This window comes from Streptomyces sp. NPDC048211 (genome assembly GCF_043202315.1).
In the GTDB taxonomy this organism is placed as follows: Bacteria; Actinomycetota; Actinomycetes; order Streptomycetales; family Streptomycetaceae; genus Streptomyces.
Map to the genome: position 1 here is coordinate 314809 of NZ_JBIDAD010000010.1, position 15770 is coordinate 330578.

A 15770-nucleotide genomic window follows, 5' to 3' on the forward strand; every position below is an offset into this window, starting at 1 on the left:
GGTCCCGCATGTCCGCACCACGTCCGTGCACGCTGCTGCTGTCCGGTGCCCAGGTGGTCACCGTCGATGACGCGCGCACCGTTCACCCCGACGGGGCGGTGGCCGTCGACGGCCACCGCATCGTCGACGTCGGCCCGACCGCCGAACTGGCCGCCCGCTGGCAGCCGCACCGTACCGTCGACTGCCGTGGCAGCGCCGTCCTGCCCGGATTCACCGACGCCCACACGCACCTGTTCCAGAGCCTGGCCCGGGGCATCGGCGACGGCCTGGCCATCGGGCGGTGGCTGAACGAGTTCATGTGGCCGTACGCCATTCACCTCGACTCCGAGGACGCCCGGATCGCCGCCCGGCTGGGTGCCGTGGAGGCCGCCCGGGCCGGCATCACCACGGTCGTCGACCACCACTACGCGCCCAGCGACCCCGAGACCGTTCTGGCGGTCGCCGACGCGATCGAGGAGATCGGACTGCGGGGGGCGGTCGCCCGCGGCATGCTCGGCGACCGTACCGCCGTCGCGGAGGCACGCGGTCTGCCGACCGCCCTCTACCGCTACAGCACCGACCAGGAACTCGAGCTCACCCGGCAGTGCATGGCCGCCCGTGGCGCCGCGTCCCGGGTGCGCGTCTGGCCCGCCCCGCTGAACCTTTCCTACGGTGACCGGGACCTGGTGCGCGGAGCCGCTGCTCTCGCCCGTGAGCAGGGGGTTCGCTGGCACACCCACTGCAGTGAGGGGGCCAAGGACCCGCAGAGCTTCCTGGACCGGTACGGGGAGAGGCCGGTGTCCTGGCTGGCGGCGGAGAACCTGCTGGACGAGCACGCCACACTGGCCCACGCGGTGTGGCTCGACGAGGAGGAGACCGAGGCGGTCGGCGCGTACGGGGCGGGCGTGGCCCACTGCCCCTGCTCCAACGCCTATCTGGCCTCCGGCGCCATGCCGTGGCGCGGCCTGCGCGACGCGGGCGCGGTGGTGGCCCTCGGCACGGACGGCCCCGGCGCGGGCGGTCGCCAGGACATGTTCGAGGTGATGAAGCAGACCCTGTTCGGGCAGCGCCTGAGCAGGCTCGATCCATCGGCCGTGCGGTGCGAGGAGGCCATCGAGGCTGCGACACGCGACGGTGCCCGGTACGCGGGTAACGAAGGCGGCGGGGTGATCCGGCCGGGCGCGCCGGCCGATCTGGTGGTCGTGGACCTGACGGGAACAGCCGTGCAGCCCGTGCACCGGGTGGTGTCCTCGCTCGTCTACTCCGCCCGTGCGTCGGACGTGGTGATGACGCTCGTGGACGGGCGCGTCGTGTACGAGAACGGCCACTGCCCGGGCGTCGACGAGGAGGCGCTGGCCGCGCACGCCCGGGAGCGCGCGGAGCGCTTGGTGCGGCGGGCGGATTTCGGGGCTCTGACCGAGCCGTGGCGTGACGGGAACCAGGACCGGCGGAGAAGGGTGGCGACATCATGACCGACACACACACGCGACCGGCACAGGGGCGGCAGCAGGGGCAGGACGGGAAGACTGCCGGAGGTCCCGTCGCCGATCCGGTCGAGGCGGTGCCGCAGTGGTGGCGGCTCGGTGTGCTGGGCCTGCAGCACGTCCTCGCGTTCTACGCGGGTGCCGTGGTCATGCCGCTTCTGGTGGCCCAGGGCATGGGGCTGTCCGCCGTTGACACGGCGGCCCTGATCAACACCGCGCTGGTGGCCTGCGGGGCCGCGACCCTGCTCCAGGCGGTCGGCCTGCCGGGCATCGGCATCCGGCTGCCCGTCGTCCAGGGCATGTCGACCGCGGCCGTGCCCTCCTTGGTATCGGTCGGTGTCGCCGCGGGCGGTGGGAGGGCGGGACTGCCCACGGTCTTCGGGGCGGTGATCGCGGCGGGGGTGGTCCTCTTCCTTGTCGCACCGGTGTTCGGCCGGCTCATCCGCTTCTTCCCTCCGTTGGTGACCGGCACCATCGTGATCATCGTCGGCGTGACCCTGATGGGCGTCGCGGCGCGGCAGGTCGGCGGCGGCGACTCCTCCGCAGCCGACTTCGGCACCCCCGCGCATCTCGGCCTGGCCGGGGCCACTCTGGCGGTGATCGTGGTGCTGTCCCGCTTCGCCAGGGGCTTTCTCGCCTCCGTCGCCGTGCTCGTGGGCCTCGCCGCCGGGACGGCCCTGGCCGCGACCGTGGGGCGTACGGACTTCTCCGGCATAGGCCAAGCCGACTGGGTCGGCATGCAGGCCCCCCTGCACTACGGCGCACCGCGCTTCGACGTCATGGCCGTCCTCGCGATCGTCCTCGTCCTCGTGATCATCGCGGTGGAGTCCATCGGCCAGTTCTTCGCTGTCGGAGAGATAGCCGGACGGGAGGTCGACGAACGGGACATCACCCGCGCCCTGCGTGCCGACGGACTGGCGACCGTCCTGGCCGGGCTGATCAACTCCTTCCCGACCACGGTCTACTCGCAGAACGTAGGACTGCTGCGGCTGACCCGTGTCACCTCCCGCTGGATCGTCGCGGCGGCCGGCGTGTTCATGCTGGTCCTCGGCCTGATGCCCAAGGTGGGCGCGGTGGTCGCCGCCATGCCCGCCGCCGTGCTGGGCGGCGCGACCATCGTCCTGTTCTCCACGATCGCCGTCGTCGGCGTGCAGATCCTCGTCAAGGCCGACCTCTCCGATGCCCGCAACACCGTGCTGGTCGCGGCGAGCCTCGGCATCGGCTTCCTGCCCACCGCCTATCCCCAGTTCGCGGAGCACATGCCCACGCGGCAGCTCCAGGTGCTCTTCGAGAGCGGCATCATGCTCGGCACGCTGTCGGCCGTCCTCCTCAACCTGTTCTTCCACCATCTGGGGCGGCTCACGGCCCGCCCTGCACCGCCCGCCACCGAACCCGCCCAGTAGTGCTTCGTCAGGTCCTCCCGTTCGGATCACGCCGGGCTCGTGGGGTCCGGCCTGATCCGAACGGAAGACCCACGGTCCTCGCGTTCGGATCACGCCGGATCCGAACGGGAGGACCTACGTCGAAGGTCCCGTATTTGTTGCGGCGGGATGAAATCCGCAGCCCGCCGCGTTGGTGCCTTCCGGCAGAGCAGGTAGATCGGGAGGCACCGGGTGTCGGACGCAGGGCAGCAAGGGAGCGGCGGGCAGTCGCGCGGCTGGGCGCGGAGGCTCTGCGGATACTCCTGGCGCTACCGGCGCAACGTGCTGCTGGCGCTCGGTTCGTCGCTCGCCGGAATGGGGGTGATGGCCCTCGTCCCGCTGGTCACCAAGGTGATCATCGACGACGTGGTCGTCGGTCACACCCGGTCCCTGGCCGTCTGGACCGGACTGCTGATCGTGGCGGCCGCGCTCGTGTACGCCTCCACCTACATCCGCCGCTACTACGGCGGCCGGCTCGCCCTCGACGTCCAGCACGACCTGCGGACCGAGATGTACGGGACGATCACCCGCCTCGACGGCAAGCGCCAGGACGAGCTCTCCACCGGCCAGGTCGTCGGCCGCGCCACCAGCGACCTCCAGCTGATCCAGAGCCTGCTGTTCATGCTCCCGATGACCATCGGGAACGTCCTGCTCTTCCTCATCTCCCTCGTGATCATGGCGTGGCTCTCGCCGCTGCTGACCCTCGTCGCCATCGCCGTCGCCCCCGCCCTCTGGTTCATCGCCCGCCGCTCCCGCACCCGCCTCTTCCCCGCCACCTGGTACGCCCAGTCGCAGGCCGCGGCCGTCGCCGGGGTCGTCGACGGAGCCGTCTCCGGCGTCCGCGTCGTCAAGGGCTTCGGGCAGGAGGACCAGGAGACCGGCAAGCTGCGCGAGGTCGGGCGCCGGCTCTTCGCCGGCCGGCTGCGCACCGTCCGGCTGAACTCCCGCTACACCCCGGCGCTCCAGGCCGTCCCCGCCCTCGGCCAGGTCGCGATGCTGGCCCTCGGCGGCTGGCTCGCCACCCGCGGCGAGATCACCCTCGGCACCTTCGTCGCGTTCTCCACCTACCTCGCCCAGCTCGTCGGGCCGGTCCGGATGCTCGCCATGGTCCTCACCGTGGGCCAGCAGGCCCGCGCCGGTGTGGAGCGCGTACTGGAACTGATCGACACCGAACCGTCCCTCCAGGACGGCACCAAGGAGCTCCCCGCCGACGCCCCGGCCAGCGTCGAGTTCGAGGACGTGCGGTTCGGTTACGACGCGTCGCGCCCCGTCCTCGACGGCTTCTCGCTGACCATCGAACCCGGCGAGACCGTCGCCGTCGTCGGCGCGTCCGGCAGCGGCAAGTCCACCGTCTCCCTGCTGCTGCCCCGGTTCTACGACGTGACGCACGGCGCCGTCCTCGTCGGCGGACACGACGTCCGCGAACTGACCCTCGACTCCCTGCGGGCCGCCATCGGGCTCGTCCCGGAGGACAGCTTCCTGTTCTCCGACACCATCCGCGCCAACATCGCCTACGGGCTCCCCGGCGCCACCGACGCACAGATCGAACAGGCCGCCCGCTCCGCCCAGGCCGACCGGTTCATCGCCGAGCTGCCCGACGGCTACGACACCACGGTCGGCGAGCACGGGCTCACCCTCTCCGGCGGCCAGCGCCAGCGCGTCGCGCTCGCCCGCGCCATCCTCACCGACCCCCGGCTGCTCCTCCTCGACGACGCCACCTCCGCCGTCGACGCCCGCGTCGAGCACGAGATCCACGAGGCGCTGCGTCAGGTCATGGCCGGCCGTACGACGCTGCTGATCGCCCACCGGCGCTCCACCCTCAACCTCGCCGACCGGATCGCCGTCCTGGAGAACGGCCGGCTCGCCGACATCGGCACCCACGAGGAGCTGGAGCGCCGCTCCGCGCTCTACCGGCGCCTGCTCACCGACCCGGACGAGCTGGGCGGCACCTCGCCCGGCCACCACCTGGCCAAGGCCGCCCCGGACCCCGCGGACGACCGTGCGCTCCAGGAGGAGATCGACGCCGAGTTCGACGCCGAGCGCGGCATCACCCCCGAGCTGTGGGTCCGCAAGGAGGGGGCGCGCGAGACCGCCGCGGCCGGCACCCCCGCCACCCCCGAGCTGCTCGCCCAGGTCGAGGCCCTGCCCCCGGCGACGGACACCCCGGACATCGACGAGGCCCGCGCCGTGCACGCCGAGGAGTCCTACGGGCTCCGCAGGCTGCTGCGCGGCTTCGGGCTCCCGCTGCTGGTCAGCCTGGCGCTGGTGGCCGTGGACGCCGGGGCCGGCCTGCTCCTGCCGGTGCTGATCAGGAACGGCATCGACGAGGGCGTCACCCAGCTGGCGCTCGGCGCGGTCTGGACCGCCTCCGCCTTCGGCCTCCTCGTCGTCCTCGTGCAGTGGGCGGCCCAGGTCGGCGAGACCCGGATGACGGGCCGCACCGGCGAGCGGGTGCTCTACTCGCTGCGGCTGAAGATCTTCGCGCAGCTCCAGCGCCTCGGCCTGGACTACTACGAGCGCGAGCTGACCGGCCGGATCATGACCCGGATGACGACCGACGTGGACGCCCTGTCCACGTTCCTCCAGACCGGTCTGGTCACGGCCTTCGTCTCCGTCGTCACCTTCTTCGGCATCATGGTCGCGCTGCTGGTCCTCGATGTGGAGCTGGCCCTGGTCGTCTTCGCGACGCTGCCGCTGCTCGTCGTCGGGACGTTCTTCTTCCGCCGCAAGAGCGTCAAGGCGTACGAGCTGGCCCGTGAGCGCATCAGCGTCGTCAACGCCGACCTCCAGGAGTCCGTCTCCGGCCTCCGGATCGTGCAGGCCTTCCGCCGCGAGCGGGACGGCGCCGAACGGTTCGCCGCCCGCAGCGACCACTACCGCGAGGCCCGGGTCCGCGGCCAGTGGCTGATCTCGGTGTACTTCCCGTTCGTCCAGCTGCTGTCGTCGGTGGCCGCCGCCGCCGTGCTGATCGTCGGAGCGGGCCGGGTCGACAACGGCACCCTCACCACGGGGGCGCTGGTCGCCTACCTCCTCTATATCGACCTGTTCTTCGCACCCGTGCAGCAGCTCTCGCAGGTCTTCGACGGCTACCAGCAGGCCACCGTCTCCCTCGGCCGCATCCAGGAACTCCTCCGGGAACCGGCGTCCACCGCGGACCGGGACGAACCGCTGGACGTGCTGTCACTGCGCGGCGAGATCGCGTTCGAGGACGTGTCCTTCGCCTACGGCGGCGAGGAGGCCGCGCTCACCGGAATCGACCTGCACATCCCGGCCGGGCAGACGGTCGCCTTCGTCGGCGAGACCGGTGCGGGCAAGTCCACGCTGGTCAAGCTCGTCGCCCGCTTCTACGACCCGACGGGCGGCCGGGTCACGGCGGACGGCACCGACCTGCGCGACCTCGGACTCACCGCGTACCGCCACCGGCTCGGGGTCGTACCGCAGGAGGCGTACCTCTTCGCCGGCACGGTGCGTGACGCCATCGCGTACGGGCGGCCGGAGGCCACCGACGCCGAGGTGGAGGCGGCGGCCCGGGCGGTCGGCGCACACGACATGATCGCCACGCTGGACGACGGCTACCTCCACGAGGTCGCCGAACGGGGCCGCAACCTCTCGGCCGGTCAGCGCCAGCTGATCGCGCTCGCCCGCGCCGAGCTCGTCGACCCCGACATCCTGCTGCTCGACGAGGCCACCGCGTCCCTGGACCTCGCCAGCGAGGCCCTGGTCAACCAGGCGACCGACCGCATCGCGGGCCGGCGCACCACCCTTGTCGTCGCCCACCGCCTCACCACCGCCGCCCGCGCCGACCGGGTCGTGGTGATGGACCACGGCCGGGTCGTCGAGGACGGCACCCACGACGAACTCCTCGCCCTGGACGGGCACTACGCCGTGCTGTGGCGCACCTTCATCGGGGAGGACGAGCCCGCGGGGGTGTGACGGGGCGCGCGCCTCGGTCCGGCCCGCCGGCCAAGGGCTGTCCCGTCCTTAATCGCGGATGCCGGAGATCTTCCCGGTGCCCAGATCCGACTGCACCGTCAGATACGTGTACGTGGGGTCGGCGGCGGACCCCCAGGTGAGCCGGACCGTCGACCAGGTGTGGCCCGCGCCGCTGTCGCCCGCGGTGACCCGGAATCCGGCCGGGATGTTCTGGGCGCGCAGCACCCCGTCGGCGTGGTTTGCCGTCTCCCAGTCGCGCAGTCGCGCGCGCAGCCCGGGCGTGAGGTAGAAGCCCCGGAGCGCGGTGGCGAGGCCGCCGCCGTCCTCGGCGGCCACGGCGTCGAGGTAGGACCCGTAGAAGTGGGCGACCTGCCGGGCCTCGGCAGCGGCGACGTCGTCGGCCGGCGCGGTGGCGCGGGCTCCCTGAGGTGCGGCGGCGGTGGCCGGGACGGCGGCCGCGCCGGTCAGGAGAGCGGCGGCGAGCAGGGTGCGGGCGATGACGCGCCGGCCACGGGGGCGTCCGGACGTGCGGAGTCGGGTCATGGCGGTTTCTGCCTTTCGTGCGGCTCTGTCCTGTCCGGGGCATCGTCCCCGATTCGGTTCCGCCGCAGGCGGAGCGCGCCGGGTGCAACCTCCGGATGGCCTGCCGCGTCGTACGCAGATACGCGTGTGTGCGTTCATGTGTCGGGTAGGGGCGTGAATGTTCGATGAGGTGATGGGGCTGCCGGTGACCAGAGGGACCGAAAGACACGACGGGAACACGGGACGCGGGGTCCCGTGCCGCCTGCTCGCCCTCGCTCTGACGACCGCCCTCGGGCTCGTCGTCGGCGGTGTGGAGGCGGGCAGCGCCGAGGCGGCCTCGGTCTGTGCCGGACGGCCCGCGAAGACGGTGAAGTTCTCGACGGGAGAGCTCCGCGTCTACCGGACCCGCGACTACGCCTGCGCCACCGCCGTCGCGGCCAAGCCCGGCAGGAGCCGCCGGATGTCCGTACGGATCCAGGCCCGCGGCGGCCGGCCCGTCGTCGACAGCGGCTCCTTCACCCAGCGGGCCGGACCGGTGACCGTCCACGCCCTGAACCGCTGCGTCCGGGCCTCGGGCACGATCTCCGGAAAGACCGGAACCACGGACTGGATCCTGTGCTGACCGGGTGACACGCGCGCATGCCCGGGCAACGGGGGCTGGTGGTACGGGTATCGCCCCGCTAGGTTCACGACGTCTGTTGTGAACCATGGGGAGGGTGAATGCGTAAGGCGCTCAGAGGGTTCCTGTCGCTTGCGGTGCTCATCGGCACGGTGAGTGCGACGGGTGCCTCGGCCGGGGCGGCCACCGCCGCGGAACCGGCCGCAGTCCGTTCCGCCGTCGCCGACAGCGGTACGAGTACGGACATCAAGGACCGCATCCTGGCGATCCCGGGCATGAGCCTCATCGAGGAGAAGCCGGCCGCCGGATACCGCTACTTCGTCCTCAACTACACCCAGCCGGTCGACCACCGGCACCCCTCCAAGGGCACGTTCCAGCAGCGCATCACTCTGCTGCACAAGGACACCTCGCGCCCGACGGTCTTCTACACCAGCGGCTACAACGTCTCCACCACCCCCGGCCGCTCGGAGCCGACCCGGATCATCGACGGCAACCAGGTCTCGCTGGAGTACCGGTTCTTCACCCCGTCGCGTCCGTCGCCCGCCGACTGGTCCAAGCTCGACATCTGGCAGGCCGCCAGTGACCAGCACCGGGTCTTCACCGCGCTGAAGCGCATCTACTCCAAGAACTGGCTGACCACCGGCGGTTCCAAGGGCGGCATGACCGCCACGTACTTCGAGCGCTTCTACCCGAAGGACATGGACGGCGTCGTCGCGTACGTCGCGCCCAACGACGTCGTCAACCAGGAGGACTCGGCCTACGACCGGTTCTTCGCGGGTGTCGGCACCAAGGAGTGCCGCGACAAGCTGGAGGGCGTGCAGCGCGAGGCGCTGGTCCGCCGGGAGCCGCTGGAGGAGAAGTACGCGCAGTACGCTGCCGACAACGGCTACACCTTCACCACCGTCGGCACCCTGGACAAGGCCTACGAGGCCGTCGTCATGGACTACGTCTGGGCGTTCTGGCAGTACAGCCTGCTCGCCGACTGCGACTCCATCCCGGCCGACGCCGCGAACGCGCCCGACCAGGCGATCTGGGACTCGATCGACTCGATCTCCGGCTTCTCCGCCTACGCGGACCAGGGCCTGGCGAACTACACGCCGTACTACTACCAGGCGGGCACCCAGCTCGGTTCGCCCGACATCGAGCAGCCCTGGCTCGGCGGGCTCAGCCGTTACGGCTACCAGCCGCCGCGCAACTTCGTGCCGAGCTCCATCCCGATGAAGTTCCAGCCCTCGGTGATGCGCGACGTCGACACCTGGGTGAAGCACCACGCCCGTCACATGCTGTACGTGTACGGGCAGAACGACCCGTGGGGCGCCGAGCGCTTCCGGCTCGGTGCGGGCGCCCGTGACAGCTACGTCTTCACGGTGCCCGGCGGCAACCACGGCTCGAACGTCGCCGGTCTGGCCCCGGCGGAGAACGCCACGGCCACCGCGGCGATCCTGCGCTGGGCGGGAGTCGCCCCGGCCGCCGTCCAGGCGGACCCGGCGCAGGCGAAGCCGCTCGCGAAGTTCGACGCGCGGCTCGACAAGAAGGACCTGACGACCGAGCACCGGCTCGGCACCAGGCGCCCGTAACGGCACCCCGCCCCGGCTGCCGGTCGTCACCGGCCGCCGGGGCGGGACCCTCGTCCGCGCGTCAGCCCGTGAGCCACGGGCCGTCGACGGGGGGCCGTCTCAGTACGTGAGTCCGTAACCCACCGGGTACAGCACCTGCGTGGGATCGTCCGCGCGCTGCACCGGCACCGGGAGCCTGCCCTCCGGCTCCGCCCGGCCCGCGATGACCCGTGCGGCCGCCCGCAGTTCGACATCGGTCCAGGAGTACGAGGCCAGGCTTGCCGCGTATCCGGTCCCGGCCAGCTGGGCGATGTCGTACGGATTGCGGATCGCGACCGTGATCACCGGGACGCCGGTCGCCGCCAGTTCGGTCACCAGGGTCCGCTGCGCACTGGTCTTCGTGACGTTGTACGTCCCCACGACCACCGCGTCCTTGCCCTGCGCGGCCGCCACCGCCGCGTCGATGTTCGCCCGGGTGGGGGCGGTACCGGTGGACAGGGCCGTGGCCGTGTACCCCAGCGAGCTGAACTCCTGCGCCAGAGTGGTGGTCGGCGGGCCCGTCGTGCCCGAGGGGGAAGCCGGATCGGCGCCGACCACCAGCAGGTTCCGGTGCGAGCGGCGCGAGAGCGGCAGCAGCGCACCGGGGTTGGCCAGCAGCGTGGTGGTGTGCTCCGCGATCCGGTCGGCCGCGGCGAGGTGCGAGCGGGTGCCGACCGTACGGTCCACGCCCCGGTGGCTGACGAACGGGTCGTCGAACAGCCCCAGTTTGGTCTTCAGCCGCAGGATGCGCAGGATCGATTCGTCCAGGCGGGCCTCGCTGACCTCGCCGCTCTTGACGGCTGCCAGCAGGGCGTTCCAGGACACGTCGAGGCTCGGCGGGTTGAGCAGCTGGTCGACGCCCGCCTGCAGGGCCAGCACCGGCACCCGCTCGTCGCCGTACTTCGTCCGCACGCCCTCCATGCCGAGCGAGTCGGTGACCACGACGCCGTCGTAGCCGAGCTCCTCGCGCAGGATGCCGGTGAGGATGGGCCTGGACAGCGTCGCCGGGTCCTCGGCCGGGTCGAGCGCGGGTACGACGATGTGCGCGGTCATGATCGAGTCGATGCCCGCGGCGATCGCCGCCCGGAACGGCGGCTCGTCCAGCTCGGCCCACTGCTCACGGGTGTGGGTGATCACCGGCAGGCCGGTGTGGCTGTCGGTGCTGGTGTCGCCGTGACCCGGGAAGTGCTTGGCGGTGGAGGCGATCCCGGCGCTCTGGTACCCCTTCACCTGGGAGGCCACCATCCCGGCCACGGACTGCGGGTCGGAGCCGAAGGACCGCACACCGATCACCGGGTTGGCCGGATTGACGTTCACGTCCGCGTCCGGGGCGTAGTTCTGGCAGATACCGATCGCCGCCAGTTCGGCGCCCGCGATCTGCCCGGCCTGCCGCGCGTCGGACCGCGAACCGCCCGCGCCGAGCGCCATGGCACCCGGCATCAGCGTGGCGGGCTCGCCCACCCGGCAGACGATGCCGTGTTCCTGGTCGGTGGAGATGAGGAGCGGCAGGGAGTTGGGCCCCGCCAGACCGGCCCGCTGAATGCCGTTGGAGAGATCGGCGATCTGGTGCGGGTCACGGGTGTTGTGCGCCCACGCGAAGTAGATGATGCCGCCCACGTGGTACTTGGCGATCATGTCCGCGGCGGTGCGCACCCCGATCTCGGCGAGGTTGGCGTCGATGTCCGCCTGGTCGGGCTCGGTCGCGGAGTGCCCGTAGACCCGCATGACGAAGAGCTGGCCGACCTTCTCCTCCAGGCTCATCCGGGAGATGAGCCGCTTCAGCCGCCGAGTGGTGGCGGCGGAGGTGTGGCTGCTGCGTGCGGGCTTCTGGGCGGCGACGGCGCCGGGGGCGACTGCCATGCCCGCAGCCGCCGCGACAGCGGTGGCCGCGGTGGCGGTGAGGAGGGTGCGTCTGGAGGTGCGGTCGTGCACGTGAGCTCCTTCGGCCGTACTCGGTGACGAGGGGGTGGTGAAAGAAACTGCGGTGAAAGAAACTGCCAAGGATCACGGATATCCAGAAAATAACTTCCGGTCAAGGGTGCGGACCGTTTCGAGCGCGTCCGGAGGTGCCGGGGCCGGGCCGATCGATGGCAGGCTGAACCGTGTCCCCGGCCCCGACGGAACATCCGAAGGCGCGCGAGGAAGCCCGAAACCGGTTGTGCGAGGGAGTCCGAAGTCCGGAGTCGCGAGGAGGGCGGGTCGGCCATGGGTGAGACGTCGGACCTGGAGGCGCTGGCGGCAGCGCTCGACGCATACGAGCCGGCGTCGGCCGACTGGACGCATGAACTGGGGGAGTTGTACGAGCGGGTGGAAGCCGAACGGCATCTGCTGCGCGTCGAGCCGCCCCACTGGACGGACGAGCTGTGGGAGCGGTACCGACGCACGCAGGTCCCCGCACCGCATGTGCCGCTCACTCGGGCACAGCAGCACCTCTTCGCGCGGGAGCGTGACCGGGAGCGACGGGCGTCCCGGGCGCAGCATCTGCTGGAGGCCCTGCGGGTACGGCTGGAGGAGGCCGGCCTGCGGGAACCCGCCCGGGCGGCGGGCCTGGCGGAGCGTGGGGTGAGGGCGAACCTGGCGGCCGCCACCGGGGTGTTCCTGCTGTACAAGCTGGGAGCGCCGCACGGTGAGGCGGCACTGCTCCGTCTCGTGGCCGACGACACGGTGGACCGTGCCGACCGGCAGGAGGCCCGCTCATGGCTCATCATTCTGCGCAGGCCGCGCAACCGCGCGCTGGGCCGGCAGCCGCAGGAGAGTGAGACACCACTTCTGCCGTCGGCGGTACGCGGCCTGCCGGATGCCTGGGGACTGGACGCCCCGTGGCCGCCCCGGGTCACCATGGACCGGGGGAACGCCGCCGCTGTCCACGCCGCCCTGGAAGCACTCCTCCCGGCCCGGCGGGCGGCTGTCCCCGAGCCCCCGCCCGAGATGACGGGAACGGGGGACGAGGAGCCGGAGGAGAGGCCCGACTGGGTCGACGTGAGGATCCTGTTGGGGCAACTCATGCCGTACCCGCGCACCGTCACCCGGGAGCGGATGGCCGAAGTGCGCCGTGAGGCCGGCCGCATGGGCCTGGAGTCCGGCGGTGACTTCGCCGAGCGGTGGACGACGCGCATCGGTGCGTGGCTCGCGGGCGCGATGTTCGCCTGGCTCTGCGAAGCGACGCGGGAGCCGGCCGCTCACGCCCCATGGGCCGCGGATCTCGCGGAGCGATACGTGCTCCGCGGATACGCCGCCGAGCACGCCGAGCGCTTCCTGGACCTCTCCGCGGACCTCGACCCGTGCAGCCCGGCCGCACCGGGCCGTCTCAGGAAGTGGCCGGCTGCCCGAGGGGAGGCCGGCGCAGCCCCACGCCCGTCCCGTGCGCCCGAAGGGCCGTGACCGCCGCCGTGATCGCCGGCCTGCGCGCCGCCTCCGTGCGCCACAGCGCGTACAGCCGCCGCACCGGTACGGGATCGATCCGCACCGCCTCCACCCCGTCGGGCAGCGGCCCGCGCCCCAGCCGGGGCATCATCGCCACCCCGAGCCCGGCGGCGAGCAGGGCCAGCTGGGTGTGGTTCTCCTCGGCCTGATGGCGGATGTCCGGTTCGTAGCCCGCCGTGCGCAGCGTTCGTACGAGCCAGTCGTGGCAGACCGTCCCCGGTGGCTGGCAGATCCACCGCTCCTGCGCCAGCTCCTCGCGCCGCACCCCGTCCCGGCCCGCCAGCCGGTGCCCCGTGGGCACCAGCAGATCGCACCGGTCCTCCCCGAGCACCGCCTGCGTCACGCCCTCCGGGGCGGGCAGCGGGGCGATGTCCCAGTCGTGCGCGACGGCCAGATCGATCACCCCCTTGGTCACCAGGTCCACCGAGAGGTGCGGGTCGACCTCGGTCAGCCGCACGTCGAGCTCCGGGTGTTCGCGGTCCAGCTCGGCCAGCACCCCGGGCAGCAGTCCGCGTGCCGCCGAGGCGAACGCGCCGATCGACAGCCGGCCCGTCGGCAGCCCCCTGCGCTCCTCCAGCGAGGTCTCGGCGCGCTCCACGATCGCCAGCAACTCCTGCGCGGCGGAAGCCAGATGGACCGCCTCCTCCGTCAGCGCTACCCCGCGGCCACGACGCTCCAGCAGCGTCGTACGGGTCTCCCGCTCCAGCTTCGTGATCTGCTGGGAGACGGCCGATGGCGTGTAGCCGAGCGCGGCGGCGGCTCCGGCGACGGAGCCGTGGACGGAGATGGCGTGCAGGGCGCGCAGCCGGGCGAGATCGAGCACCGGAGCCTCCGGGGTCCTCGGGAATCATTAGCGTTGCTCAATTCCACCATGAAGAATTCAGCGCTGGTGCTACATGGTCCACGCGCGCGATCCTCGGAGCATGCGCCCTCTCCACATCGCCCTGGCTGTCCTGGTGACCGCTCTCTGGGGCGTCAATTTCGTCGTCATCGAGCTCGGGCTCGACCACTTCCCGCCGCTGCTCTTCTCCGCCCTGCGCTTCCTCGTCGCGGCCCTGCCCGCCGTCTTCTTCGTCGGCAGGCCGAAGGTCGCGTGGAAGTGGATCGTGGGGGTCGGGCTGGCGCTGGGCGTGGCCAAGTTCGGTCTGCTCTTCATCGGCATGGACCGGGGAATGGGTGCCGGACTCTCCTCCCTGGTCCTCCAGGTGCAGGCGGTCTTCACCGCGCTCTTCGCGGCGCTCGTGCTGGGTGAACGTCCCGGAAGAACGCGGGTGTTGGGAATGGCGGTGGCTCTCGCCGGCATCGGGGTGGCCGCCGTCGACGAAGGGGCGAGCGGTCCCGTGCTCGCCTTCGTCCTGGTGATCGCGGCCGCGGCCTGCTGGGGGGTGTCGAACGTCCTGACCCGCAGGGCCGCCCCGCCCGACTCCCTCAACTTCATGGTGTGGGTCTCCACCGTGCCCGTCCTGCCGCTGCTCGGTCTCTCCCTGCTCTTCGAGGGCTGGGACCGCGACCGGGACGCGCTCGCCGCGCTCGACTGGAGCGGCGCCGGAATCATCGTCTACGTCGCCTGGATCGTCACGATCTTCGGCTTCGGGGCATGGGGATTCCTGCTCAGCCGCTACCAGGCCTCGTCCGTGGCCCCGTTCACCCTGCTCGTACCGGTCTTCGGCATGTCGTCGGCCGCGCTGCTGCTCGACGAGTCGGTGAGCCCGCTGCGGTGGTGCGCGGCGGCGCTGCTGGTCGGCGGGGTGGCCCTGACCTCGCTCGCGGGGGCGCGAAGCCCCCGCGCAGCCGCCCCGGAGCCGGTCCCCGTACCTCTCTAGGGCTGTTCGGCCGGAGCGGTTCGGAGCGGTTCGGGCCGGACGAACGCGGGGCCGGACACGCGTGCCGTTCCGGCCCGACGTGCCCGGCCCCGGCCCGGACGAAAGGCCTCAGTCCTTCGGCGCACCCAGCCGCAGCAGGTGCTCGCGGCCCGCGCTCAGCAGGCCCGGCAGCTCCGCCGCCTGCGGGTACCAGCGCTTCTCGTACTCCCAGCACACCCAGCTGTCCGCGTCCAGCGTGTCCAGGCACGCCCGCAGCGGCAGCACCCCCGCGCCCAGGGCCACCGGCGTGGTGTCCTCGGTCGAGGCGATGTCCTTCACCTGCACGTATCCCAGGTGCGGGGCCAGCACCGCATGGCTCGCCACCGGCTCCTCGCCCGCCAGCCAGGTGTGCATGACGTCCCACAGCGCGCCGATGCTCCCGTGCCCCACCGTGCCGGCCACCCGGGCCACATCGGCCCCCGCGCGGTGCGAGTCGTGGGTCTCCAGCAGGATGCGTACGCCCATGTCCGCGGCGTACGGCGCCGCGGCCGCCAGCCGGCGGGCGGCGGTCGCGTCGGCCGTGGCGGGGTCCTGGTCGCCGCCGCCCGGGAAGACCCGGACGTTGCGCGCGCCCAGGTCCCGGGCCAGCTCGACCAGCCCGGCGAGCTCGTCCAGCACCGGCTGGTCGTCCCCCTCGGCGGCGGCCCGCACATAGCCCGCCACGGTCAGGATCTCGACCCCGCCCCGCTCGAACTCGGCTACCACTTCGTCCCGTTCGGCCTTCGAGAGCCCGGGGTGGACCGGCTCCTCGGGGTGGGCGCGCAGCTCCACCCCCTGGTAGCCGTGTCCGACGGCCAGCCGGACGACCTCGGACACCGGCAGTCCCGGCACCCCCAGCGTGGAGAAAGCGAGCTTCACGTGCGTGTTCCTTCCGTCGGTACGTGCCCCTGCACCGTACGGACCGGGGCACATCCGCCGCGTACCCCGGTCCC

At 72.2% G+C, this 15770-nt stretch carries 11 protein-coding genes; 7 read left to right on the forward strand and 4 right to left on the reverse strand.

Features of this window, described 5'->3' with window-relative positions; genetic code table 11:
• Window positions 1-8: 8 nt before the first annotated feature.
• The 3 genes from ACGFZA_RS32110 to ACGFZA_RS32120 all read left to right on the forward strand — a co-directional run bounded on the left by ACGFZA_RS32110 (window position 9) and on the right by ACGFZA_RS32120 (window position 6817).
• Window positions 9-1451, forward strand: a complete 1443-nt coding sequence (locus ACGFZA_RS32110) for an amidohydrolase family protein (RefSeq protein ID WP_385271191.1) — start codon at window positions 9-11, stop codon at window positions 1449-1451.
• Complete coding sequence (locus ACGFZA_RS32115; protein WP_393683740.1) at window positions 1448-2866, forward strand: nucleobase:cation symporter-2 family protein; 1419 nt, start codon at window positions 1448-1450, stop codon at window positions 2864-2866. The genes ACGFZA_RS32110 and ACGFZA_RS32115 overlap by 4 nt, the downstream gene beginning before the upstream one ends.
• Before the next feature lie 210 nt (window positions 2867-3076).
• The gene (locus ACGFZA_RS32120) at window positions 3077-6817 is read left to right on the forward strand and encodes an ABC transporter ATP-binding protein (RefSeq protein WP_393683743.1); all 3741 of its coding nucleotides are present in this window, start codon (window positions 3077-3079) and stop codon (window positions 6815-6817) included.
• A gap of 48 nt (window positions 6818-6865) precedes the next feature.
• Here the strand turns inward: ACGFZA_RS32120 and ACGFZA_RS32125 are convergent, their stop codons facing one another.
• Window positions 6866-7360, reverse strand: a complete 495-nt coding sequence (locus ACGFZA_RS32125) for a hypothetical protein (RefSeq protein WP_393683745.1) — start codon at window positions 7358-7360, stop codon at window positions 6866-6868.
• A gap of 157 nt (window positions 7361-7517) precedes the next feature.
• Between ACGFZA_RS32125 and ACGFZA_RS32130 the strand changes: the two genes are divergently transcribed.
• Both ACGFZA_RS32130 and ACGFZA_RS32135 read left to right on the forward strand, forming a co-directional pair.
• Window positions 7518-7961 (forward strand): hypothetical protein, encoded by a 444-nt coding sequence (locus ACGFZA_RS32130; protein ID WP_393683747.1) that lies wholly within the window; start codon window positions 7518-7520, stop codon window positions 7959-7961.
• 98 nt (window positions 7962-8059) lie between these two features.
• Entirely contained in the window at window positions 8060-9535 is a 1476-nt protein-coding gene (locus tag ACGFZA_RS32135) for a S28 family serine protease (protein WP_393683749.1), read from the forward strand.
• Between the two features lie 99 nt (window positions 9536-9634).
• Here ACGFZA_RS32135 and ACGFZA_RS32140 read toward each other — a convergent pair whose 3' ends face one another.
• Window positions 9635-11485 carry a glycoside hydrolase family 3 protein gene (locus ACGFZA_RS32140; RefSeq protein WP_385271173.1) on the reverse strand — a complete coding sequence of 617 codons (1851 nt, stop codon included), beginning with the start codon at window positions 11483-11485 and terminating at the stop codon, window positions 9635-9637.
• Window positions 11486-11758: 273 nt separating this feature from the next.
• Between ACGFZA_RS32140 and ACGFZA_RS32145 the strand changes: the two genes are divergently transcribed.
• Window positions 11759-12934, forward strand: coding sequence for a hypothetical protein (locus ACGFZA_RS32145; protein ID WP_393683752.1), 1176 nt, complete (start codon window positions 11759-11761; stop codon window positions 12932-12934).
• Here the strand turns inward: ACGFZA_RS32145 and ACGFZA_RS32150 are convergent.
• Window positions 12861-13799: a LysR substrate-binding domain-containing protein gene (locus ACGFZA_RS32150; protein WP_385271167.1), complete on the reverse strand. Its 939-nt coding sequence runs from the start codon at window positions 13797-13799 to the stop codon at window positions 12861-12863. The two genes, ACGFZA_RS32145 and ACGFZA_RS32150, sit on opposite strands and share 74 nt — an antisense overlap.
• A 100-nt stretch (window positions 13800-13899) precedes the next feature.
• On the opposite strand from ACGFZA_RS32150, the gene ACGFZA_RS32155 reads away from it, so the two are divergent.
• Window positions 13900-14799 carry an EamA family transporter gene (locus tag ACGFZA_RS32155; protein WP_393683755.1) on the forward strand — a complete coding sequence of 300 codons (900 nt, stop codon included), beginning with the start codon at window positions 13900-13902 and terminating at the stop codon, window positions 14797-14799.
• Between the two features lie 108 nt (window positions 14800-14907).
• Here the strand turns inward: ACGFZA_RS32155 and ACGFZA_RS32160 are convergent, their stop codons facing one another.
• Window positions 14908-15696 (reverse strand): sugar phosphate isomerase/epimerase family protein, encoded by a 789-nt coding sequence (locus ACGFZA_RS32160; RefSeq protein ID WP_385271162.1) that lies wholly within the window; start codon window positions 15694-15696, stop codon window positions 14908-14910.
• Window positions 15697-15770: the final 74 nt, after the last annotated feature.

Coding starts and splice junctions, on each gene's coding strand:
- ACGFZA_RS32125 (WP_393683745.1), bottom strand. CDS start 7,360: ATGACCCGACTCCGCACGTCCGGACGCCCCCGTGGCCGGCGCGTCATC.
- ACGFZA_RS32135 (WP_393683749.1), top strand. CDS start 8,060: ATGCGTAAGGCGCTCAGAGGGTTCCTGTCGCTTGCGGTGCTCATCGGC.
- ACGFZA_RS32115 (WP_393683740.1), top strand. CDS start 1,448: ATGACCGACACACACACGCGACCGGCACAGGGGCGGCAGCAGGGGCAG.
- ACGFZA_RS32130 (WP_393683747.1), top strand. CDS start 7,518: ATGTTCGATGAGGTGATGGGGCTGCCGGTGACCAGAGGGACCGAAAGA.
- ACGFZA_RS32110 (WP_385271191.1), top strand. CDS start 9: ATGTCCGCACCACGTCCGTGCACGCTGCTGCTGTCCGGTGCCCAGGTG.
- ACGFZA_RS32145 (WP_393683752.1), top strand. CDS start 11,759: ATGGGTGAGACGTCGGACCTGGAGGCGCTGGCGGCAGCGCTCGACGCA.
- ACGFZA_RS32155 (WP_393683755.1), top strand. CDS start 13,900: ATGCGCCCTCTCCACATCGCCCTGGCTGTCCTGGTGACCGCTCTCTGG.